The following is a 23,584-nucleotide window of genomic DNA, read 5'->3' on the forward strand; positions in this document are numbered from 1 at the left end:
AACTACATCTTTCAATTCACACACATTCTAAAGAACAACTATAGATTTGCAAAAAAATGGTTCCCAAATTTATCTTCAACAAGCCACCTTATCATTTTCTTTTCACGACATGCAACAGCCAGCAGGCAAATGATGGTGAAAAATTAATCAACACGGCTTTCCGCTTCGCATATTTCGTCAAATAAGCATAGGATATGGGGAATAAACGTTTCTTTTTCAAACTTTCGAGATACGCTTTTCTTTCCGGATAAAACTCATCGGCTATCGTTCCTATAATTGAAACGGCAGTTTGGGCTATCATGCCCTTAAACCAGCGGTTATCTTCCAATTCTTTTTCCTGCTGTTGCATGGCATCAAGCAAATCCATCCTGTCATGCAACGATTTCTGTTTCTTTGCCTTATCTGTACTTTTTGTAATTGAGCCTACACGAACATAGTAATCATAAACCATCAGACTGACTGAAGTAACCCTACGGGCTTGCAGCAAAACCCTCGGCGTCCATTCCATATCCTCAAAGTGAATGCCTTCCTTGAAATAGAACCATCTGTCACTTAGCAAATCTCTAGTCAACATAAACTGCCATGCATAGCAGGCAAAGCCCATACGCTCATTCAAAAAAGTCAGTCCGTCACAAATTTCTTCACGATAGTCGACAAAAGGCTTGCTCACCTTGTTAGGCTCGAAAACCTCATAGTTTTCATTTACATTCTGGTAATTGAATCGCAGAATATCCAAATTATCCGCTTCCATCTTCTCAACCAAGGTTTTCAGCACATTCGGTTCCAGATAGTCATCGGAATCAACAAACTGGAGGTATTTGCCCTGGGCAATCTCAATGCCGCTATTGCGAGCCGCACTCAAACCGCCGTTTTCTCTATGAATGACACGGATGTTGACATATTTTGAAGCGTATTCATCACAAATGGCACCACATCGGTCAGGCGAGCCATCATCCACAAGAATGATTTCGTAGTCTTCCTTGGGTAAATTCTGATTCAAAATGCTGTCGACGCATTTGCAAAGATACGTCTCAACTTTATAGATGGGAACGATTATTGAAAGTTTCATTATTTTTCCCTATTTTTTCAGGTGTAATCTATATAATCTTGGAAAAAGGAATCTCAATCTCATAGACATTTTTTGTTGTGAGAAATCAATTTGATTGAGAACTCTTCTTAAATCCTTTTTATATTGTGGCATCAAAGTATATTGGAATAATCTATAAAGACATTCTTGATCACAAAACTTTCTGAAACTCGCATTTTCTTTCCGCCATTTCTCATATTTTTCAATAAAAAAAGGTATATGTTTTTCAAAAGGAATGAATTTCTTCATTGCACGATTTTCCGAATCTTGAACATAGTATGCCCAAATACCTTTACCATCAATTGCGCCATCACCTTTTAACAAAAGTCTCCACCACATATCCATATCCTCCCCATGAGACATTCGGGTATCAAACAATCCAACTGAAATCAAATTTGCTCTACTACTACTACTACTACCTGTCCAAAAACCAGGATAGTTGTTCCACACATCTTTGACAATGCCTCTATATCCCCTATATAATTGACAAGGTTGCAATTCCTTTCTACCATTTTCCATACATCCATACCCCAAACCATAAATAGTTGCGTTTGGATAATCGAAAATAAGTTTCTCTAATTGTTCTAAATACCGAGAATCCCAAATATCATCCCCATCCAAAAAAGCGATATATTCACCCTTAGCTGCAAGAATTCCCTCATTCCGGGCAGAAGAAACGCCACCATTAGTTTTCCGAATGAGTCTAATCCTTTTATCATTATATGCACTTACAATATCAGCGCTATTGTCAGTAGAGCCATCGTCAACTACAACAATTTCAAAATCGGCATAAGTCTGGTTAAGCACCGATTGCAAGGTTGCACTAATTGAACACTCCTTATTATATAAAGGGATTACAACTGAAATCATTTCCTATGATATAAATGGTCAATTTTATTAAAAATTACTCCAAATAAAAATGGCATACAATAAAGCGCCCTATACTTTGAGGGAATTACACTATAATCTAGTTTTTTTACCGCAACTCGAGCATCCTGCTTTTCTACACAATCATCACCAAAATAGAATGAACGGATTTGTTGTGCACTCCATCGGTTAATCCAATTCCAAAAGACCTGATTTTTTTTATATATTGGCTTATCATACTTATCAACGTAGTACGGCAAATAGTCTTTCAAATGGCGATACCTATTCAAAGCCCTATTTTCTGCATCAAACTGGTAAAAAACCATATATCGATCGTAAAAAGCCACACGTTGCGTTGCAATAATCCGCCACCACATATCATCATCTTCAGCATATTTTATCCGCTCATCAAACATTCCGACCTTGTCAAAAACATCTTTTCTTATAACCACACTACTCGAGCAAAACAAATCCGATACACGTCCGGGCATCTCAAAGTAATGCTCTACATAGCCACGATAACCGTCAGGCAAACCCGTTGATAACCGCCGGACCAGCCTATCGCCTTCCGTCACTTCGGCAAAATTGATGCCCCACATGGCTGCATCCGGGAAATCATGTATCATCTTTACCTGCTCTTCCAGATAATGTTCATCCCAGATATCGTCTGCATCAAGAAGAGCAACATACTCGCCTCTTGCCTCCATTATGCCACGATTACGAGCAGAACACACCCCTCCGTTTTGTTTTGATATCAATCTAATCCTTGAATCTTGACATTTCCTAACGGCTTCCGAACTATTATCAGTCGAGCCATCGTCAACAACGATAATCTCAAAATCAGCATGGCTTTGGCTAATAACAGATGCCAAAGTGTGCAAAATAGATTTTTCTTTATTATACAAAGGGATAACTATTGATATCATAGAGCCCACATTTCGTTATTTATCAAATATAATTCTTCTCGGAAGAGCATATTTATCATAACCGACTCCACTTCTCAGACATCCTCCCCACGCCGCAAATGCCATATCGTAACCAACAGATTTCGCGACAGTTATGGTTTCAACATCATAGTCGCCCAAAGGATATGCGAGGAAACGCACAGGGTTCCCCACCATCTTTTCAAGATCCGCCTTTGATTTTTCCAATTCCTGTTTCTGCAGCTCAATCGGCATCTTGCTCAATGCCTGATGAGAAATGGCATGAGATCCGACGGTACAAAGCGAAGACTTGGAAATCAGTTGAAGTTGCTCTATGGTCATCATTTCTTTCGGCTCGGTCTCGCTGACTTTCGCCTCTCCAGTTAACAAGGCAGGCGAAATGAACAAGCAGAACGGGATGTCATATTTTTTAAAGATAGGATATGCCACATCATACACATTCCTGTAACCATCATCAAGTGTAACAACAATATAATGTTTCTTTCTTGATATTTCTCCTTGATTTGAAACATAAATATCGTAAAATCCATCTACTGAAATGAACTCAAACCCAGAACTCAATGCGTCTGTGATGATCTTTTCCAAATAAGATGGAGTCACTTCACACTGGTGCAAACCGAAATCTTTCGAAAACTCATTTGTAATGCTATGCAACAGCCAGATTTCAGCCCGTACTGGATGCACGAAATTATAGCCGAATGTACGGATTTTCCTAAACACAATCATTAAAACCTGATTTTTCTCAAACGTATTCCTTTACCATTCAAGAAATGAACATAATCCAAACGTTCCAAATATCTATGAGCACCATTTTGAGCATAGTCCAAGATTTTCCCCCAATAAAAACCTACTGTATAAAAAGCCTCTGGCATTTCCGCCACAAAATCTCCTTTGAATGAGGCGTATAGGACCTTGTTTTGGAAAGGAATAAACTCGAAACGCCTGAATATAGCTTCATCAACAGACTGAGCCTCCATAATCACAAACAAATTATCCCAATCTATTCGCTTTTTCCGTTCATTCCATTTCTCTAATCCTTCCTCAAATGTCTTGTAATGACGAAAATTGATTCTCACACTCCCATATTCTCCAAGAATAACGCCCACAGGACAATTTGTATCCGAAGGAATCTCTTTTATAGGCAAAGACAAATAATACGGCAAATGCTCACAAATAACGACAAAGTCTTTAGGACAAATATCCAAATTTATCGTTGGAGAGCAAAAACGTTCATGCAAGTCATGGTATATTATGCCTCCGATACAATTATTAGCTATTATAGTAAAACCGTGATTTTTCAATTTCGAGCGATATCTTGCCGTAACCATTGAACGCAGAAACTTAACCACTCGATTCTTCAGCCGATGCACAGATGATTTCATCTTTCCAAATCAATTTCATAAAATGTGAGACACGCCTTTCAGCACACCATATCGCCATCTCCCCCTTGAATATTCAACGACTCGTCAACCGTAAAACCAGGTGGTAACGTCAACGAAACCTGTTCCACAACATGCTTGGAATTCATTCCGCAAAAGCCGACATTTCTCATAAAGTCGAACAAGTCCTTTGAAAATGTGGAAAATTGCATCAAATCCATTGAGAACACATTCTGCAGCAACGATGCGAAAACAAATTCCTTGTCATTTGTATCATAATAAAGATATAAAGGCTTGCATCTCTTGTTCACACAATTCAAAACATAAAATCCACAAAGTCTTTCTTCCCGATATACCTGAACCATCTGGACAGAAAGTGACTCAACATCGGAGCCAAATTCGCAGCCCGTTTTCTTCTCAAACCTACGATCTACAGCTTGTAAAAACGGAAAATGAATTTGCCAATTCAAGTAGTCACGCTGACGCAAGAATAAATCTTTTTCGCTATGAGCCACAATAAAAGCGTAGGTCTCTTCATCAATCAAAGGCACATGACGATTGGAATACTTATATTGATTTAACGACTCAAACGCGTTCTTGTTCTTATATTCCATCAATTTCTTTTTAAGCAATGCCTTCGGGCTGCGACAAGTAGTCTTCAAGTTCAGGAAATACTTTGGGTAATAAGATATGGCATATCCTTGCTTATGATCCAATTTGCAAGAAGCCTCTGTCGATTCCAAGGCGATATACTTCTCACCCACAGCATCTTTTATCTGACGCATCATATTCCATGATGCACCTTTCCCCCTATATTCAGGTTCAAGCCACTGTGTCGATCCCCAGAAATATCGGTCTGACAAAGCCGGGCGCACCCATTTTTCGGAGAAAGCCGCCGTATAGCCTATTGCAACATCACCGTCAAATACTGCCGCTATGACCGCATCCTCTTTCCTGGCATGCGGATTGTTGATGAAAGCATAAGCGCGTGTACGCGAAATAATCCTATCCGATATGCCATTCGCTTTATTGTTTACCAGCCAATCTTCCAAATCGGCAATGGTGAACACCTTATAAGTCAATGTTTCATTCATTATCTTTCAAAAGCTATATCATTTATTTCATTGAATCCAATTGGGCTGCTTCACAGTATTACATGAACGATAATACTTAATCTCCTTAACATGTTCACGAAGATACTGATAATGGCGCAAATAGCTCTCACTGCCATTTTTATCGCCATGAAGCCAACGCGACAAAGCCTTAAACAAATAATGGGCGCGCATCGACAGCACCGATTTTGAAGAACGCGGGTCAATAAAAGTTTCCGGATCGTATGTATTTGAATACCGTGAAAGTTCCTCTGCGTTGTCCAGACGCTTGCCACTATCATGTACCATGCGTGCAGCCGGAACCAATGCCATTGGCATTCCGAAATACTTTAGGCGATTCATGTAATCATCATCCTCTCCATAATGATAAATCATCGGCGTGAAGCCGCCAACAGTTTCCAACGTCCTTCGCGGAATCAACCAGCCCGCTGCGTTCGAATAGGTAATATCATATACTTCCTGCATCGTGCCACAATAAGCATCACTGATAAAGCTTCTTGAATTCGGGAACTGAAGCTGCATATTAATCCTTTTATTGTCAACAGACAGATGCACCGGACTATACACCCCATATTCAGGATGCTTTTCTGCCGCCGAAACCAGTTTTTCCATCATGTCAGGTTCGACCCAAGTGTCCTGATTCAGCAGGAAAACATAATCGCAGCCATGTTCCCTTGCATATTTCATGCCTACATTATTGGCATTGCCAAAACCAAGATTCTCCTTGTTCTCGAAAACAATCACTTCAGGATAATTAGCGCGGATATAGGCCACACTGCCATCTCCGGAATTATTATCCACAACAATAGTGGTAACAGGATAAGTGCTGGCACGCAACGATTGAAAACAACGGTCGTACCAATACTTTCCTTTATAAGTAACAATAATGACAAAAATCTTTTTCATTTTATTCTAATCCACTCCTTTGGATAAATTGCTCCTGAATCCAACCTTTGTGAAAACCGTTCCGGCACGACAACTATTTTTCCTTTATTATCATTCAACCAGGCGCCCCACCAACTGAAAGTGCTATTTGCATTAATATTATGCTTGCATCGGCTCATCAGCATCATGTCCTTCCACGAGTCTTTTCCGTGATGGATGTCAACAAACGTGACATTCTCACATTTGAGGTTCTCTCTTGACCATTCCATGTCATCGGAAAACACAAAATAGTGAGGATTCCCGACATGGCTGTTCATATAAGCAAGAGCGCTGTCATAGTATTCCTTAGTACATATTCCACCAAAGCCATCTGTAAGAAAATCACCTCTACGGACATGAACCGAAACACTATTTTCACTTTCAATTTGCTTTAAGATTTCGCATCCCTTATCGTTCAGCAGGTTGTCGTCAAACGAATAAAGATTGCGGACTTCGTTTTCAACACTTTTGAAATTATCCTCGCAATGCCACCCGCCATACAGGAACCTCACGCCATGTTCGACCGAATTAAGCATTTCAGGGTCAGCAGCATACGATGGTTCTCGCTTTAACGAAACATGCAACTGCTTCATAATGACACGCAGCCAATGCCGTTTGCGGCTGTCGCAAACCTGCGACCAGTTATACCATGAAAAAAAACGTCCCAAGAAGGTATCAGGCCGGTTTTTCATTTTTACGCCAAACAACCTGTCCAATTCATAGCCGTTGTGTTGGCATGTGCCTGGTTCCGGAAAATACAAGCATTTTGTCCTCGGGTCTTGCTTTTTCTTCGCAAGATAAAAGGCATATTGCGACATTTGATTTCCGAGTCCGTTGAATATCAAGACAACATCCATAACTTTCAGCTTAAAACATGTTGATAAACATCAATATATTGCTTTGCCACATGCTGCGGAGAATAGTTTTCAATAGCGCAACTCCTTATTCTCTCGGAATCGTATCGCCTGCCAAGAGCCAATTTTATGGCTTCCGAAATATCAACCGGCGCATATCCTGATGATACGACACCATTGTCTTCATTAATCATGTCTTTAGCACCACTGACTGGCGTAATAATCACAGGAGTCCCACAGCACAAAGCTTCAATCGGCGTCAGAGGGAATGCTTCCTGATGGGATGGCTGCACAAGAAAATCAGCAGCAGAATATAATAATTTCAGCCAAATTGCATCACTGACAGAACGATAGTGGCGAACATCAATCTGTTTTTTACTGCAAGGAACATAACCATCGCCAACACAGGCCAACATGATATTGTCCGAATCCATCATATCCAGAGATTCCAGCAATTCGCTTAAACCTTTTTCCGAATCATTCATGTTTTTATTGACGAACAGCAATATTTTTTTGTCAATAGGCCATTCCAACATATTACGCAGCACAGCCTTTTCCACAATGGGGGAAGCAGAAGGCTCAACACAATTGTGTATTTTGAATATCTGCCTTTCCTTATAGAATTCATGCTCTTTCATCAGCCTTTCCATTTCACTTGACAAAGCTATCAATGTCAAGTTTCCGAAACCTGCAAGAGCCTTTTTTTTCACATTGTAACTTTCTTTTTCCAGACTCTCATACTGATTGTAATACTTTTCACGCAAACGGACATGATGGAAACCGCCATACATAGGATTCAGATCGTGCATTGTCCAAACTACCGGTTTCTTGACGTTTGCAAAAAACGTTGGGAAATCCACATATCCCGAAATCCAATGAATATTTATGACATCCACCCAAGCGACCAACGGGTGTTTCTCCAATTCAAACGAAGACAAAGGCAAGTCGAAATATGCAGGATATTTCCTGTCAAGTTTTGCAAGCTCAAATTCCATCTTTTCCATCGGAGTCATGCATTTGCCCTTACGACGCAATGCACGGATAATCTTGTCAAGCACAGGAATATTCGGAACCTTATAGCGGCCTCGCATAGTTTCTGTCGCTTTAACAATATCATCAGAAACGATATTGGTCTGCCCGACGAGCACCTTACTTTCGATGCCTTGTTCCAGAAGCGCTTTATGCAGACGCAATACAGCTATGCCAGCTCCACCTGATGTAGTATATGTGATGTGAAGAACTTTCATCCTTTATTTTATGACTCTCATCTTGCGAAGCATAGCTTTCACTCTTCTCTTTGCTTTCTTTACCAAGGAAACCTTTTCATATTTAAAGAAATCATGATACGATTTCAATATTTTACCATTTGGCCTAATCCTTTCTACAAAGCTGACATCAAACACTTCCTTTTCATAGTCAGGCGTAAAAACATACCCCAAAGAAGCCCCACAATGAGTACCAGAATTATCCATTCCGCAATTACTTGCAAAGGATTTGACAGGAACGACCGTATAGCCATGATGTTGATGGATACAATATTCCCAACGGATGTCCCAGGCATCAATTTCACCATGCAGTTGCATCAGCAACATATCATACAAATCTTCTCCCCCTCGGTTAAAGCTCTTCACGCGCCACCAGTTGGGATGCTTAATGATGTCATATTGCTCTATATTCCAATCAGCCAAAGCCCAACGATCGCTCCATGTTGCCCAGCCCCACGAAACCGAACGGCAGGAAAGATAAACATCATATTTATAATTTTCCGGAAGTGTTATGCCAATGCTTGTCGCTCCTAAAGTAAAAATACGTTTATCTTTTTCATAAAACCGCAGCCCTTCGTTCATGAACCTCAAAAAAAACCGATTGGTTACAATATCATCTTCAACCACAATCACTTTCCCGAAACGATTCACGGTTTCCGTCACGCCTTGGATAATGGAATCGGCACATCCAATGTTTTTTTCAGCGAAATGCAATTCAATGGACTTAAATCCAGAAACAGAGGACACATACTCACGAACTGCTTGAATTTGCTGTTTTGTCTGTTCCGTTGCACCCTCTTTAGGACCATCGGCATAAACAATCAGATCCGTATCCTCTACAAGTTCATTATTGAGCAAAGCTTCTACCGTTTTGCGCACATGATCGGTACGATTATAAACGAATAGGACTACTGGAGCTAAATTTGTCATAACAATTTAACGATTATTCAATGCTAATTTCCGTATCTGAGAACCTACTATGTCCCCATTCATAACGCCAAAACGACAATGGTGTCTTAGTTGCCTTATCTCTATACTTCATTTCAAAAGACAAAACATTATAAACCAAATCGTAATCTGTGAAGCCATACGCATCAACTTTATATCCAATATTGAAGGCGACCTTGTACTTCCCATTTGCCAGATTATGATGTCCGACTCTTAATCTGACAGTAAACAAATCTTTATTATCAGGGATTGCCAGCAATGGAGAAATAAAGGATCCGACTTGCTTGTCCTCAATATCTTCAATCATCATTTCGCAGGTAAATTCCTTTTGAGATGGATGATTTCTACGAATAACAAGTTCAATCTCAAGATCTTCATCCAATGCAATATCCGTATGCCCGTTCAATAACTTTACAGACATTACTTCCAAAAACATATTGGTCTCATACGGTCGATTCTTATTATTTGGTTCACAATACGTAATCAGATCGGAAATGTTATTCCCCAAATATTCATGCACTGCATCTTCAGCCGTTCCCGTATATTTAACAGAACCCTTTTCCAAAATCACACCTGTTTTGCACAAATTCTTGACTGCTGTCATGTTATGGCTCACGAACAAGACCGTTCTTCCTTCGCCTTGGCTCACATCCTTCATCTTGCCAATAGCCTTTTTCTGGAATTCCGCATCACCAACGGCAAGCACCTCGTCAACGACAAGAATTTCAGGGTCGAGGTGAGCAGCAACAGCAAATCCCAAACGAACCGTCATGCCAGACGAGTATCTCTTTACAGGTGTATCGATATAACGTTCACAGCCCGAAAAGTCAACGATTTCATCCAATTTCTTTGCTATATCGTTCTTGGTCATTCCCAAAATAGCTCCATTCAAGTATATGTTCTCGCGCCCTGTCATTTCAGGATGGAAACCTGTACCCACCTCAAGCAACGAACCAATTCGGCCTTTGGCACGGATGGTTCCCGTTGTAGGGCCAGTAACCTTCGAGAGTAATTTCAAGAGCGTACTCTTTCCGGCGCCATTCTTGCCAATGATGCCAACCACATCGCCCTGCTCCACCTTGAAGTTGATGTCGCGTAAGGCCCACACATATTCCGAACTGCCTTTTGTGGATCGGTCGTTGGTTTCGCCGATTTTAAGATACGGGTCTTCCTTTCCCAATACATTGGTAATCCAAAACCTGCGGATGTCGTGGCTAAGGGTTTTGGTACTCACTAATCCCAAGCGGTACTGCTTGGATATGTTTTCAAATTCTATTGCTGTGGACATAAATTCTTTCCAAATTCTATTTTTACATTAAACTACTCTTATTCTGTTTTTTATCTATCTGCTCATTGCCAGCACTTGAACCGGATATAGTTCGAAACCTGTAGGATGCTGAGGCTTTTTCTTAAGGAAAAGCGCTGGCACTATCTTTCGTCCAGCAGCGAAAGGCATATATTTCACCTTCTCTTCAAGCTCATTCAGCAACGACATGGCATTCTCCTCATTCGTCCACTTACATTCACCCACAAGCATTGTGCTGTGGTCAACCGATTCAGCTACCACATCCACTTCCACTGTCAGGTCACGGTTCACCGAACGCCACCAGCGGCTTGCCTTACCGTAAACTACACCGTCAATCACATTGCCCGAAACCGCATCACGACAGATGTCTTCCCAAACCATGCCGACATAATCGCTGAAGGTGTTTTCAAAAGCATTCTTCAGAGGGACTGTCCTACCCATCTCGATAAAGGAACGGAAAGGAACAAGGTACTTGTAATAGATTCCGAAAAAAGAGTCCGAAACTTTATACAGACTTTTCTTCGCTTTCTTCTCATTCTCGCCGAAAGGGATGTCTTTCTTCAGATAGCCGAGTTCGATGAGTTTTGCCAAAGGCCGCGACAGATTGGTGGCGGGTTCTCCGCAACGGCTGGCTATCTCCGAGACTTTCGCTGATCCCGTCCCCACATACGACAAAATCGTCGAAGCCTTCACCGGGTCTTTCACATCATCCCGCAGCAAACGACCCGCTTCCTCATACAAAGTGCCGTTCACATGAAACAACTCCGACCAGAGCATATCCTCCAGCGAACCGTATGCTTCCCTAACGCACCAATAACGGGGAACTCCGCCCAATACAGCAAAGTTTTCAACGCTTTCAATGGGGGTCAGTTGCAAAGCCTCCTGAATGAAAGGAATGCGTAAAGGATTCACCTTCATCAGAAGGTCGGCACGACCATAGATAGGTGAAGTTGAATCCAAGAGCAAGGAATACATCGACTGCTGCGACGACCCGCAAACAATCAGATTGTATTTCAGAACATGGGAATCGACCATTTTCTAAATGACCGACGGTAGCTCAGGACTCGTCCGCACCATGTACGGAAACTCATCGAAACACAAGGTGAATTTCTCCGTCACCCTAAAATTAATGGCAAGCAGCAGGGATTCCCAATCGTTATAGGATACGATGTCCAATCCTTCGAAAACGGATGACGCCGTTTTCGCCACCAGCTCGCGCTGCAAGGCTGCATCGACTTCGGTGGCAAGATAATAAATATCGCCATCGCCCAAAACTCTCTGAATCAAAGCCGACTTCCCGACTCTGCGGCGACCATAAATTGCCACAAACGAAGGTGCCGTTCTATTCAAAGCCGCCTTCAAACGTGCCATTTCATCTATCCTATCGACGAATTCCATCTACTATGCTTGACAAACATTATGTTTCACCTGCATAATAATCCAATCAGCTGCGATTTGTTATTAAATTCTATTGCTGTGGACATAAATCAAATATATATTTTCTTCAAAATCTTGTTTATGAAACGCACTATGATCGATTTGGATTCCTTATGGTTAACCTTGTGAAAATAGCCATGAATCACTTTGTCAATTAGCGTTCTCCGATCCTCGATCTTATAATACTTTAAGAACGCTTCATCCCAAATGTCCAATTTTCTCAATTTCGCCATCGGATACTTGTTAAGACGCTCAAATACATAATCATCGAACCATGTGTGGGTTGAGTGTATTTCTAAACTATCCCAAAAATCAAAGGGAAAAGCTATTGATTGAGGCTCCAACTCAAAACGAATGTCATTTTTCTGATTTTCTATTCTATGTTGAGCATAGCTTGTTGCCAACGAAACCGGGCTTCTATGGTTCATCTCCCAGTCCACGAACTGATAGAACCGGTTCTTCGCTGCAATTCTGTTCGGATCCAACAAGCCACAATGCAGCACACGGAAATCCTTAACATAATACATCTGTTTTTCTTCAATAGGATAAGGTATGCGCATTGAGTGCATATTTCTCACATAATTGCCATGAGGCTCAACACCATCATCATGAAACAGCCAGGGATAATACGGAGAATCACCGTAATGTTTCTTATCGGGTGCAAGCTGAGCCCATTTAAAACAGAACACATCTCCTGGGATTGAATTCAATATATGTCGGCCATCTTCCGTTTCCCGCCAATTGGCCGGCAGTATTTCATCAGCATCCAACCCCCAAAGCAGCGTGTCGCGGCCATTGGCAACCTCCCTCGCTTTCTTGACGAGCATGGCCTGCCTTTCGGCTTCATTGAAATTCGGATTTGTGTTATCAATGACAATCACCTTAGGGTACTTGCCATAAATATCTCGGCTTCCATCAGTCGACATCTGGTCGGCTATGATGATATAGTCGGCCCACAACGAAGTCGCTTTCAAAAAAGCGTTCAACACCCAAGCCTCATTACGAACTGGGGTCATTACGATTTGGAGAAGTGAATTATTCATGTCTAAATTTCATCAAAACGAACAAAACAAATGCACTAAAATAACCCAATAAATATTTCGAAAACATTTTATTCTTGTATTCGTCTGTGACAAGTTGCCTTTTTCTATTAAGAGCCTTATTAAAACGGAAAACATTTATGTAGTGACGCAAATAAATATAGTTTTCTCTATCAGCGAATTCAAGTTCATCAAAAGAGCACTTATCCGGAAATGCTTCGCTTAAAAACTTTCGATTTGCGACCAACCATTTATGATACATAAGCTTAATCTCAAAAGATTTTGAATTTGACAAACCGCTTTCATGAATTCTATATACACAAGAGCAGCCTTCTAATCTTGCAAAAGCAGATTCATGTGCCAATATAGCTTGTAAAGACAAATCTCCCATACTTTTCATAGGAAATTCATCTATTATCTTTTTTTTATACAAAAGAGTACATGTTCTGGTCACGGGACCACAAATTGCCGATTCAAATACATTTCCCAGCTCTTTCACGCCATTTTCAACAAGATAATCGCCTTTTGCAAACCAATCAATATCATCAGTCAACTCATCACCTTTACACACCATACAATTTGCTCCAATAAAACCATACTCTTCATGCTCCTCCAAAAAATCCACCTGCTTCTGCAACTTCAATGAATCCGTCCAGTAATCGTCACCTTCACAAAGAGCAATGTATTTGGCATTGTCATGCCATTCTTTAAAATAAGGTAATTTCGTCTTCTTTATGCTGTAATGGTTATACTTCAAAAACACGACAACAAATGTACAATTCTCATTAGTCTTATGCTTTGCCACCACCCTGACATAATCCTCCGTTTCATCCTGCACGGAAGAAGCCATATCAAACTCTTTTTCCAAAAATCGTTTGATCACCTCCGGTTCGCCATCCATTGAAGCATCATCTACTACAACAGCCACATACGGGAAATCCGTCTGCTGCATGACAAAGCCCTTCATTGCATCTTCAATGTAATTGACGTGATTAAAAGTCATGCATTCAACAAAAACCAATGGATTTTGTGTGTTTTCTATATTGGAATCCATACCCAATTATATTTCAACTATTTCGCTAATCCTACAATCTACAAAAGGAACAATAGCCGTAGCCCAAGCCATGCCAACGCCAAAAGCACTTAACATCAGCTTTTTGCGGCCTGCCATCTTGCCCTTCAACTCACTGATAATGGTAAGCGGCACAGAAACAGAGGAAGTGTTTCCATATTTTTGAATCGACCACGGAATCTTTTCCGCATCCAAATTCATCTTCTTGGCAATGAAACTGTTGATGAAAGTATTGGCCTGATGGAAGACATAATAATCCATGTCTTTAAGGTCTTCACCTGTCTCTTTGAAAAGGCACTTGATATCCTTGGGGATTTCAATGATGACAAAGTTAAAGACATCATCCCCATTCATATAACCCTGCTCCTCGCTGCGAATATTGCCATACTCGTCAACGACTTTCTCTTTCAGTGTCTCGGCAGAACTCATATTGCGGTAACCGCCTCCCGGTATCATAATCAAATCGCCACGGGAACCATCAGAGTTCAATGAGAAATGGCTTTCGCCATATTTTTCATCTCTTTCAATCAGTGCTGCAACACCCGCATCACCAAAAATGAAAGCGGATTTTCTGTCTTTCCTTGAGTAGACTTTCGAGCGTGTCTCTCCATCCAAAAGCAAGGCTTTGCGCAAGCCGTTTTTTTCCATAAAAGAATAGACGATGCTCAAACCAAACAAGAACCCCGAGCAGCCCAGATTGACATCGAAAGCGATACAGGTTTTTGGTAATTTCAACCTGTTTTGCAACAAAATGGAAGTAGCCGGCATACGATAGTCCGGCGTTTGCGACACAAAGACCAACAAGTCTATCTCTTCCCTGTTTACGGCATTGTCAGCAAACAGTTTTTCTGCCGCTGCATAGCACAAATCAGAAGAACAGGTTTGCTCATCAACGAAACGGCGTTCAGCCACACCAATCTTGTCCACCACTTTCTTTACATCCTCTTCAGGGAAAATGTCCAAGTCGTAATGATAGTTGTCAATGACTTGGTGCGGCACACATGCCGCCATAGCGGAAATACCGACGTTATGATAGGTAATTATGGCCATAAAAACAATTACTTTTCCCACAAATCGTATGGGAAACTATCAAGGAGACCTTGCTGTAATGCTGACAAATCTGGTATGGGAAGGGGAAACATTTGCAAAGCTTCCTCCAACGTGTCTGCTATTTTAACATCACGCCTTCCAGTACTATAATAGTAATCAAGATACTTAAAATCAATAACTTTATCCAAAGAACGGAAGAAAACGGCAGGAACACCATATGATTCCGCCAAAATTATCCCATGCAAAGAACTTGTAACAACTTTTTCGCTAGAAACTATTGCATCTATCACACTCTTATAATCATCAGTATTCATGGAAACCATACTATGATTTGGGTATTTCATCCTCAAACCCTTTTCAACATAGAACTGAGGGATAATACAAAACTCATTGCATTCCGTCTTCTTTTCTGGTTGATAAATTAAAGGCATAAGAATAGCGGGGTCGCCATAAACTTCTGGACATTTATGTCCAAATTTCAACACGACATCCCTTGTCAATGGTCCTCTAACGGCACGTACATCCAACTTTCGGAAAGGATAATACAACAAATATTTCCAAATGCTTTTAGGTTCGAACATAGCACCCGACCCCCATATTGTACAATTCTGATACGAACCAAAGACATTAGAGCCAACTGAATTTAAAAATTTTTTGCCACAAGTTGGCGAATCCAATGACAGATTCCTCTTTTCAAGCATCCAATTAACTATTACAAAGCCTAAATAATCGCCTAAATTATAGCGACTATTATTATATCTCGTTTCTTTTCCATAAGAATCTAGTTCTGGATGATAATCGTATAAATTCACTCTATCCTCTTTCGGTTTTATTTCAGGATAGTGTCCCACCATTCTAGAACGATTGACATATAAATTCATACCATGCTGAAAAGAATTCAGACTCATAGAAACAATAATTTTACATGATTTACATTCTATTCAGAACACCACCATCAATAATCAGGCTACTTCCCGTTACCCATGATGAAGCATCGGACAACAAATAGATGATGGCCCAAGCAATATCTGTCGGATGTCCATAACGCTTCAATGGATAACGTTGCATATCCTTTTGCTTTTCTTCATCTGTAAAAGACAAGTTATCGACCAATTCCGTCTGTACCATTCCTGGATGAACGGCATTGAAACGAATCAGCTTTGCAGGTGAAAGTTCCCTTGTACAATAATGCATAAAATTGGCAAGAGCAGCTTTTGCACCACCATACACCGAATTTGCAGGACTACAGCCATAGGAAGCAGCAGAAGAAACAAAGACAACAGAAGCACTTTTGTTTATTTTCTTTTTCCTCACAATGTCGTTTGTAAGCAAAATAGGAGCAAACGCATTGGTTTCATATACCTTCAGCAAATCATCGTGCTTAATGAAACCAATGGGTTTGGTGAAAGAAATGCCTGCATTATTCACTAGGCCATCCACTGACGGAATTGCTTCCACCAATTCTTTCACTCCCTCAGGAGTGGATAAATCGGCTATAACTTGCAGATGTCCGTCTCCTTCGAGTTGGTCAAAAGTCTGTTGCAACCGTTCCTGATTACGGCCTGTAATAATACATTTTGCGCCCAATTTCGAGCACTCAATAGCCGTTGTGCGGCCAATACCTGAAGACGAACCTGTGATAAGAATCGTCTTTCCTTCTAATGAAAACGGATTATACATATTTCCTATTCTTTATTAAATTGATTAAACAGCTGATAATCGGCAAAACAACTATACAGCTCAAAACATACAAAAGACATAAATATTTGGGCGATTGAAACTTAAGCTGATAAGAGAAAGCAAATTGTGCTACGACCAAAACTATCCAATGGGTGACATAAAAATTCATCGCATTACGACCAATATATGAAAGTACCGGGAATTTCCAATAATCATACGATTTTCTGAACAAGTTATTAATTACAACGATTCCACTCAGAGCAAAAGGATAGAACAAAAGATAGTTCCCTTTCGAAATTGTATTTTTGTGAAAGTATAAGGGAGCATAATCCATTTTCCCCGTCAAATATAGCACAACATAAGAGAAATAAACAATTGCCGCCACAACAATTACCCACTTGTTCTGTTCATATTTTCTGAAATAGTTGCCCAATGAGAAGAAACACAAACCTGAAAAAAAATTACCCAAATACCACGGAGTATGCGAACCAGCAAAATAGAAATGAGCCGTCGCCACTGAAAGACAGACTAAAGCCACCACAATCGGATGGACTTTGTGCAAAATGAAATCAGAAAACAGTCTGACAAAAAACAATGTCAAAAGGAACCATAATGCGCCATTCCCATACACGTCTCCACGAAGCAAAAGCCCTTTCAAGGAAAGTCTTAGCCACACAAGAACGCTCTCTCCTTCTCCAAGGCATAATATCAGGCCTTGCACCAACCAGCCTATCAAGCCATAAATGATAAAGGGCCGGATATATTTTTTTAAATAATGCCGGGTTCTTCCCCCCCCAGAAGGTTTGCTAAAAAAGCCTGACTTGTAGAAAAACCACGGCATGAAAAAAGACAGGGCTTTTTTTAACTGTATAATCAAATTCGGATAAAAGTGGCTAAAGAAGCTACAATGTCCAAGAAAAATCATTATGCAAATCATTGCACCGTGAACTACAGTAGTATAGTCATTCCGTTGTTCCATATTCCGACTTTTTGAAATCAAAGATGAACTTTTTAGATGTAATTCGTTTTTCAGACCACGTATGCCGACACTTCTGTATCATCAAGTTCTACCAAATCAGGGATAACAATATCCTTTGTCTCAAAAGCCACAGTTCCCCATGACAGACCTACACCAAAGCCACAGCAAATATACTTGGTTGGCACAGCTGCACGGTCTTTCAATTGCGTTACAATCGTTAACGGTATGGATGCAGAAGACGTATTGCCAAATTCATACATACAAGAAGGCACCTTTGTATCTTCTAATTTTAGTTTTTTTGCAATCATATTATTCATCTTCATGTTCGCCTGATGGAACACGAAATAATCATAATCCTGATAATCGAAGCCATAATGCTCGGCCAATTTCTTCACTGTCTTAGGTGCGGTAGAAATGCCAAAAGAGAACACATCCATGCCCTTCATACGAGTCTGCATACGATGCATCATCTTGCCTTCAACTTCTTCCAATTCGAATGATTTAGGCGACACCTGATTACGGCTACCACCATCAGGCGTAATGATGGCATCAAAGCCACTGCCATCCGTACCGAAATGGAACTGGAAACCTTTTTCCCCTTCTTTAAACTCGACAGCCGTCACCGTTCCTGCATGTCCGAACAAAGGGTCACGTGGCCCTGCAGCACGTTTCTTTGCATCGCCACATAAAAGCAACGCTTTTTTTATAGAGCCAGCCGATAACAATGACAGAATCTGGCTTAATCCATACACCCAGCCAGAGCAACCCAAAGTGCAATCAGTCGCATAACACTCCTTACTGAGTTCCAAGCGGTCTTGAAGAATGCATGAGGTACAAGGCAACACGTAATCAGCAGTCTGAGACACGAACACGAGTGCTTCTATTTCACTCTTATTCCAATTCAAATCAGCGATAAGTTTTTCCGCAGCCTCATAGCACAAATCAGAAGTGCAAAGATTATCAGACACATGTCTTTCCTTTACGCCTGTGGTCTTAACGAATTCTTCAGGAGAATACTCACTTGAGATACCATCCGAAGCATCTGGATGCAAATTGCTCAAGACGTTTTTAGGAACGCCGGCTGCAATGCCGGCGATCCTAACGTTCTTAAATTCAAGAAATGCCATTAGAGCTTGCTGATAACCTTGTTATACAAATCCTCGATGGTAACGGAATTTCTGACATCATCACCTTTTAAGGCAACGTCAAATTCTTCGTCAACCATGGCAATGACCGAAAGGCCTGTAAGGGAAGACCATTCGTCCAAATCATGGAATACGGTTGTTGCAGCAAATTCACTTGCATCGGTGTCATCAAACTGCTCTGCGAAGAGAGCTACAAATTCTTCTAATGTTTTCATAATGATACTTATGTTAAATCTATTATTTATTTCTGTTTCTAAGACTATTCCTAAGACGATGAAGAATTGAAGACATTTCATATTCACCATTAACTTTATGGTCTAAGTATTCTTTTCTCAAAATACTGCCTATTCTCAAATCATAGAATTCACCGTTTTTTCTAACAGCTTGGCGCATAATGCCCTCTCCTTTCCAAAACAGGATTCCTCCAATAAAGTTGCTCTGCTTATGATTGACAAGGTTTTTCCCCTCCAGCCTATTAAGTCCCATCACATCAAACGTCTGAGACATGACAAACAAATAGGATTCAATCCAGGCAAATCCGTCCCTATAATTTGGATCTGCAATAACTATTCCGTGAAAACTCGCGCTCATATTTTCATAATCAATATCAGAAAGACTCACCCAGCCAATTATTCGTTTCTCTTCATCATTAGTACATACAGCCCAAAACTTATAGGTTTTGTGCTCGCCCATACAACCGTGTACCCAATTTATAGCTTCTTCGTATGAAAATGGGTGATATTGACCGACAATCAAACTATTCAACTGTTCGTCATTCTTCCATTTATAAATGGAATCGACATCACGTTCCTCAAAATCTCTAAACAATACGGTTTCCATCAGTCAGCAATTATAAATTTTAAATATTATATTCATTTCGTTTTTACCATGCCTTTGGTCAATTGGCGAAGGCAAAGCAAATGTTGTCAATTCATACTCTAACTCATTGGGGTTGCTCCATTCAAGCACATTTGGCCAATAAGTTGCCACATAACTTTATTCTCAATCATTCTGTTTCACAAATCAATACAATTGTTTCAACCATTTTTCCTAAACCATTCCTCCGCATTTCTACGATGTTGCTCGGTATCATCTTTCGGCTGTTTTATCGCAGAAAGCACATCCATTGGGATATAATCAACTATTAACTTCAATTCCTTAGCCATTGTGTGGTTCAGGGCTTTCACATTGACATCGTCTATATTCCATTGTTCAATCACATCCCGTAATGCCTCGCGCAGAGCATCCTGCAAGCCACCCATCCACGATTCATCATTTCCATGGATAATCAGATAAATTCCATACTGCTCATCCGACAAATCAAATTTCTGAAGCCGAATGGGCAACCTTTCAAATGCTTCCTGCCCATGCTGTTTGCCACGAATTTCAGAAAACAGGCACAATGATGTAGCGAACTTTTCTTTAATGTCTTCGATGAAAGTGTCGAAATTCTCTTTGTTATCTGGTTTTGGGGACGAACTTTTCGCTTCTATCAAAGCAACCTTTTCATTGATAAGTACCACACATTCACAGGACTTGACACCCTCTGTCTCCTTTACCAAAGGGTCATTCTCTATGATGAACACATCTTCATCACTGAAGACAAAACGCATGAACGACTCTACGAACTCCATACTCAAAGCATCACTTCATCCTTGTACAATTTGACAGACTCGTCTATGATGGCATTCTTGGGCATATTCTTTTGCAAATCCCCATACGAACATTCCCCATCAGCGAAAGAGAAAACCGGTACAGATATACCAAGTTTATGCGCAAGGATATACAAACGCTTTATTACAAAATACGAATGAGTGGAGATAAAAAACTGCACCCCAACCTGAGAAAGCATCATCACTGCATTCATAAAGGTATTAATCATGGCAGGATGAAGATTTGCTTCCACTTCATCAATAAAGATAATGGATTGACTTGACAAATATCGGTTACCCAGCAAAACATCCAGTATGGATATTTTTTTCACACCTTCCGAAGTCATGGCGATTTCATAAACACGGCGATTCTCATCTTGAAACACCCATTGTTCTTTTGAGGCATCAAAATCCAACCGTCCACCGACCATCGTCTCAATGGAACGACGCACATTAGCAAAGGCTTCATAATTACGGCCCTTTGTAGTTGGCGTTAATGCCATGGCCAAATCATAATATGTATCATCATACCCCTGTTCCGTACGCAACCTGGAATTGATAATGGCATTTTTTATCGACAATATCTCTTTTGCCGGAATAAAAACGGAATTTGTGGCAGTCGGAGCAAAAGTATTATCTGTAATGTTTGCATATTTTGCCGCAGAAGCCGTAAATGAAAACGAGAACTTCTCTCCTTTATCTGACGTCATTGAATATGACAATGAATTCGAGCCTTTCTTGACCAAAGCAGACAACTCACGAGCCAGAAAGGTCCAATAAAGCTTGTCGGCCAGAATCTCTTTATCCGACCTGTTTTCGGCACCCCTTCTGTTTTGTTCTGTCGTCTTTACAGCAACATATAATGCCTTTAGCATGGTGGTCTTACCCGACTGATTGGGACCAATAATCAAATTGATATTGGACAACGCATTTAAGCCGACTTCGCTTATTCCTCCAAAATTCTCAATTCTAATAGACTTTATCATGACTTTATGATCTTAAATATTCGTTCCATATTCTCATCCCCATATCTTTGGTCACAAGGCAAAGGAAGCATATATTTCGTTAATTTGTACTCTATATCATTTTCGCCACACCATTCCAGCACATTCGGCCAATACTTAGCCACATAAATCCTATTGTCAATCAATTTCTTCCGAAGCGAATCATCTTTTGTCCAATAAGGATAAACCATCGGGGCATCCTAATCAATGTTTTCAAAATCCATGTCCCGTTCTTCAAAGTCTCCATGAACTTGTTCAAACTTTCACTTGCCAATCATCAATAACACCGCTCTTCTTTCCAAAGGATGCGCCTATCAGATATATCCGTTTACCGCTCTGCTCATAAGGGAGGGCATACTTGCGATCCTCAATCTGCTGAAGTGCTTCTGATGCTGTTCCATCCAACTTAAACTCAAAGATATAGACATAATCTTTTGTCTCCACCACCAAATCAGCACGTCCCTGACTGTTGTGCTGTTCAACTTTCACATGGTATGCAGATAACAAACTGAAGATCAAATAAAAAGTATATTGGAAATGATATTCCTTGTCCTTGCGCATCTCATAGTCAATATCTGCAAGATACACATTCATTATGTCATGCAGTTCATCCAAACTTGCATTGCGCAAGCATCCAACCATACGTTCACATACATTCCCTGCATCTTCATTGGAACTGAAATAGGAATTTGCGAGCAGAGTGACGAACCCCCGTTTAACCTCAGCATTGGGATAGTCCAAGCGATAACGTTTGGTAAAATCATCCTGAAGTCTTGTTTCTTTTATTGTCAGATAACCGCTTTGATAAAGCATGGCCAACGGATCTTCCACGCATGCGCGATAATCGGTGAAGTATTCCGGTGTATAGTCCTTGTCCAACAGAGTCTGCATATCCACAAGTTTTCCCCGCAACAGTTTCAACAAATAAGAGGGTGTCCCGCTTGAAAACCAATAACTGCGCAAAGCATTGTTGGCAAAAGCGTTCAAGACACTGAACGGATTATATAGGCCAAGCAGAGATCCGCTGAAATGATAGCCGTCATAAAATGTTTTCAGCGCATTCCGCATCTGTTCCTCAGATACATTGTTATTACAAGCCAATTCTGTTATTGATTCCGCAAAATATGTATCCATTTCCGTATCCGTTATACCGCAAAGAGCATCATAATCAGGATTCATACTAATATCGTAAGGTTGGTTGAATCCACTAAAGACACTGACTTGCGAGAATTTTGTAACACCTGTGAGCAGGACAAATCTTAAATCCGCATCAGCGGACTTGAATGCCGAATAAAAGCCCTTAAGAATGTTCCTATTTAAATCCTCCTTTTCACTTTCCAGCACATCCAATATCGGTTTGTCGAATTCATCTACCAACACGACACAACGCCGTCCCGATTTTTCATGAGCTATACGAATAACCGATGCCAATCTTAAGCCAATGCTTTGATTTGCATCAGCACTGATTTGATATTGATCTTCCCAACGAGACACATAGCTTTGCAATGTATTTTCTAATGCCATCGGCTGTGAAAAATCAACGCCATTAAAATCGATATGAAAAACGGGGTATGTTTTCCAATCATGTTCCAATTGGTCAATTTTCAGGCCATTGAAAAGCTGCCTTTTGCCGAGAAAATACGCTTCAAGGGTGGATATTGTCAGCGATTTGCCAAAACGCCGCGGACGACACAGGAAACAGATATGTTGTTGTGCCAAATAATATATCATATCCGTTTTATCCACATATATGAAGTCTTCTTCCCGCAAGACCTCGAAACTCTGTATACCTATCGGATATTTTCTCATTTCTTCATCAATTATGTTACGGACAAATTC

General features: G+C 40.5%; 23 protein-coding genes and 1 pseudogene. All 24 read right to left on the minus strand.

Annotation, left to right across the window (positions count from 1 at the left end; translation table 11 throughout):
* Positions 1-91: 91 nt before the first annotated feature.
* Positions 92-1,069 (minus strand): glycosyltransferase, encoded by a 978-nt coding sequence (locus AC06MN_RS13045; protein WP_475672820.1) that lies wholly within the window; start codon positions 1,067-1,069, stop codon positions 92-94.
* A gap of 9 nt (positions 1,070-1,078) precedes the next feature.
* Positions 1,079-1,957, minus strand: coding sequence for a glycosyltransferase family 2 protein (locus AC06MN_RS13050; RefSeq protein WP_475672821.1), 879 nt, complete (start codon positions 1,955-1,957; stop codon positions 1,079-1,081).
* A complete protein-coding gene (locus tag AC06MN_RS13055) occupies positions 1,954-2,880 on the minus strand; it encodes a glycosyltransferase family 2 protein (RefSeq protein WP_475672822.1) in 927 nt (308 codons plus the stop codon). The genes AC06MN_RS13050 and AC06MN_RS13055 overlap by 4 nt, the downstream gene beginning before the upstream one ends.
* A 15-nt stretch (positions 2,881-2,895) precedes the next feature.
* Positions 2,896-3,624, minus strand: a complete 729-nt coding sequence (locus tag AC06MN_RS13060) for a polysaccharide deacetylase family protein (protein WP_475672823.1) — start codon at positions 3,622-3,624, stop codon at positions 2,896-2,898.
* Positions 3,624-4,280, minus strand: coding sequence for a DUF1919 domain-containing protein (locus AC06MN_RS13065; RefSeq protein WP_475672824.1), 657 nt, complete (start codon positions 4,278-4,280; stop codon positions 3,624-3,626). The genes AC06MN_RS13060 and AC06MN_RS13065 overlap by 1 nt, the downstream gene beginning before the upstream one ends.
* Positions 4,281-4,318: 38 nt before the next feature.
* Entirely contained in the window at positions 4,319-5,371 is a 1,053-nt protein-coding gene (locus AC06MN_RS13070; RefSeq protein ID WP_475672825.1) for a hypothetical protein, read from the minus strand.
* A 27-nt stretch (positions 5,372-5,398) separates the two neighbouring features.
* A complete protein-coding gene (locus AC06MN_RS13075; protein WP_475672826.1) occupies positions 5,399-6,295 on the minus strand; it encodes a glycosyltransferase family 2 protein in 897 nt (298 codons plus the stop codon).
* Positions 6,292-7,170, minus strand: coding sequence for an alpha-1,2-fucosyltransferase (locus AC06MN_RS13080; RefSeq protein WP_475672827.1), 879 nt, complete (start codon positions 7,168-7,170; stop codon positions 6,292-6,294). The genes AC06MN_RS13075 and AC06MN_RS13080 overlap by 4 nt, the downstream gene beginning before the upstream one ends.
* Positions 7,171-7,175: 5 nt before the next feature.
* Positions 7,176-8,414, minus strand: a complete 1,239-nt coding sequence (locus AC06MN_RS13085; protein ID WP_475672828.1) for a glycosyltransferase — start codon at positions 8,412-8,414, stop codon at positions 7,176-7,178.
* Between the two features lie 3 nt (positions 8,415-8,417).
* The gene (locus AC06MN_RS13090; protein ID WP_475672829.1) at positions 8,418-9,362 is read right to left on the minus strand and encodes a hypothetical protein; all 945 of its coding nucleotides are present in this window, start codon (positions 9,360-9,362) and stop codon (positions 8,418-8,420) included.
* A 13-nt stretch (positions 9,363-9,375) separates the two neighbouring features.
* Positions 9,376-10,668 (minus strand): ABC transporter ATP-binding protein, encoded by a 1,293-nt coding sequence (locus AC06MN_RS13095; protein WP_475672830.1) that lies wholly within the window; start codon positions 10,666-10,668, stop codon positions 9,376-9,378.
* Between the two features lie 54 nt (positions 10,669-10,722).
* Positions 10,723-12,084, minus strand: a pseudogene (locus tag AC06MN_RS13100) (ATP-binding protein).
* A gap of 89 nt (positions 12,085-12,173) precedes the next feature.
* Positions 12,174-13,166 (minus strand): glycosyltransferase family 2 protein, encoded by a 993-nt coding sequence (locus AC06MN_RS13105; protein ID WP_475672831.1) that lies wholly within the window; start codon positions 13,164-13,166, stop codon positions 12,174-12,176.
* Entirely contained in the window at positions 13,159-14,217 is a 1,059-nt protein-coding gene (locus AC06MN_RS13110) for a glycosyltransferase family 2 protein (RefSeq protein ID WP_475672832.1), read from the minus strand. Before AC06MN_RS13110 ends, AC06MN_RS13105 begins: the two co-directional genes overlap by 8 nt.
* Before the next feature lie 6 nt (positions 14,218-14,223).
* Complete coding sequence (locus tag AC06MN_RS13115; protein WP_475672833.1) at positions 14,224-15,285, minus strand: ketoacyl-ACP synthase III; 1,062 nt, start codon at positions 15,283-15,285, stop codon at positions 14,224-14,226.
* 8 nt (positions 15,286-15,293) lie between these two features.
* Positions 15,294-16,193 carry a polysaccharide pyruvyl transferase family protein gene (locus tag AC06MN_RS13120; RefSeq protein WP_475672834.1) on the minus strand — a complete coding sequence of 300 codons (900 nt, stop codon included), beginning with the start codon at positions 16,191-16,193 and terminating at the stop codon, positions 15,294-15,296.
* 22 nt (positions 16,194-16,215) lie between these two features.
* A complete protein-coding gene (locus tag AC06MN_RS13125; RefSeq protein ID WP_475672835.1) occupies positions 16,216-16,965 on the minus strand; it encodes an SDR family NAD(P)-dependent oxidoreductase in 750 nt (249 codons plus the stop codon).
* Positions 16,958-17,944 (minus strand): acyltransferase family protein, encoded by a 987-nt coding sequence (locus tag AC06MN_RS13130; RefSeq protein ID WP_475672836.1) that lies wholly within the window; start codon positions 17,942-17,944, stop codon positions 16,958-16,960. Before AC06MN_RS13130 ends, AC06MN_RS13125 begins: the two co-directional genes overlap by 8 nt.
* Before the next feature lie 50 nt (positions 17,945-17,994).
* Positions 17,995-19,071 carry a ketoacyl-ACP synthase III gene (locus AC06MN_RS13135; RefSeq protein WP_475672837.1) on the minus strand — a complete coding sequence of 359 codons (1,077 nt, stop codon included), beginning with the start codon at positions 19,069-19,071 and terminating at the stop codon, positions 17,995-17,997.
* Complete coding sequence (locus AC06MN_RS13140) at positions 19,071-19,304, minus strand: acyl carrier protein (protein WP_475672838.1); 234 nt, start codon at positions 19,302-19,304, stop codon at positions 19,071-19,073. The genes AC06MN_RS13135 and AC06MN_RS13140 overlap by 1 nt, the downstream gene beginning before the upstream one ends.
* A gap of 22 nt (positions 19,305-19,326) precedes the next feature.
* The gene (locus AC06MN_RS13145; RefSeq protein ID WP_475672839.1) at positions 19,327-19,929 is read right to left on the minus strand and encodes a GNAT family N-acetyltransferase; all 603 of its coding nucleotides are present in this window, start codon (positions 19,927-19,929) and stop codon (positions 19,327-19,329) included.
* 197 nt (positions 19,930-20,126) lie between these two features.
* Entirely contained in the window at positions 20,127-20,723 is a 597-nt protein-coding gene (locus AC06MN_RS13150; protein WP_475672840.1) for a hypothetical protein, read from the minus strand.
* 2 nt (positions 20,724-20,725) lie between these two features.
* Positions 20,726-21,727: an AAA family ATPase gene (locus AC06MN_RS13155; protein WP_475672841.1), complete on the minus strand. Its 1,002-nt coding sequence runs from the start codon at positions 21,725-21,727 to the stop codon at positions 20,726-20,728.
* 273 nt (positions 21,728-22,000) lie between these two features.
* Positions 22,001-23,554, minus strand: coding sequence for an ATP-binding protein (locus AC06MN_RS13160; protein WP_475672842.1), 1,554 nt, complete (start codon positions 23,552-23,554; stop codon positions 22,001-22,003).
* Positions 23,555-23,584: the final 30 nt, after the last annotated feature.

It is taken from the genome of Candidatus Limimorpha sp. (assembly GCF_056203535.1).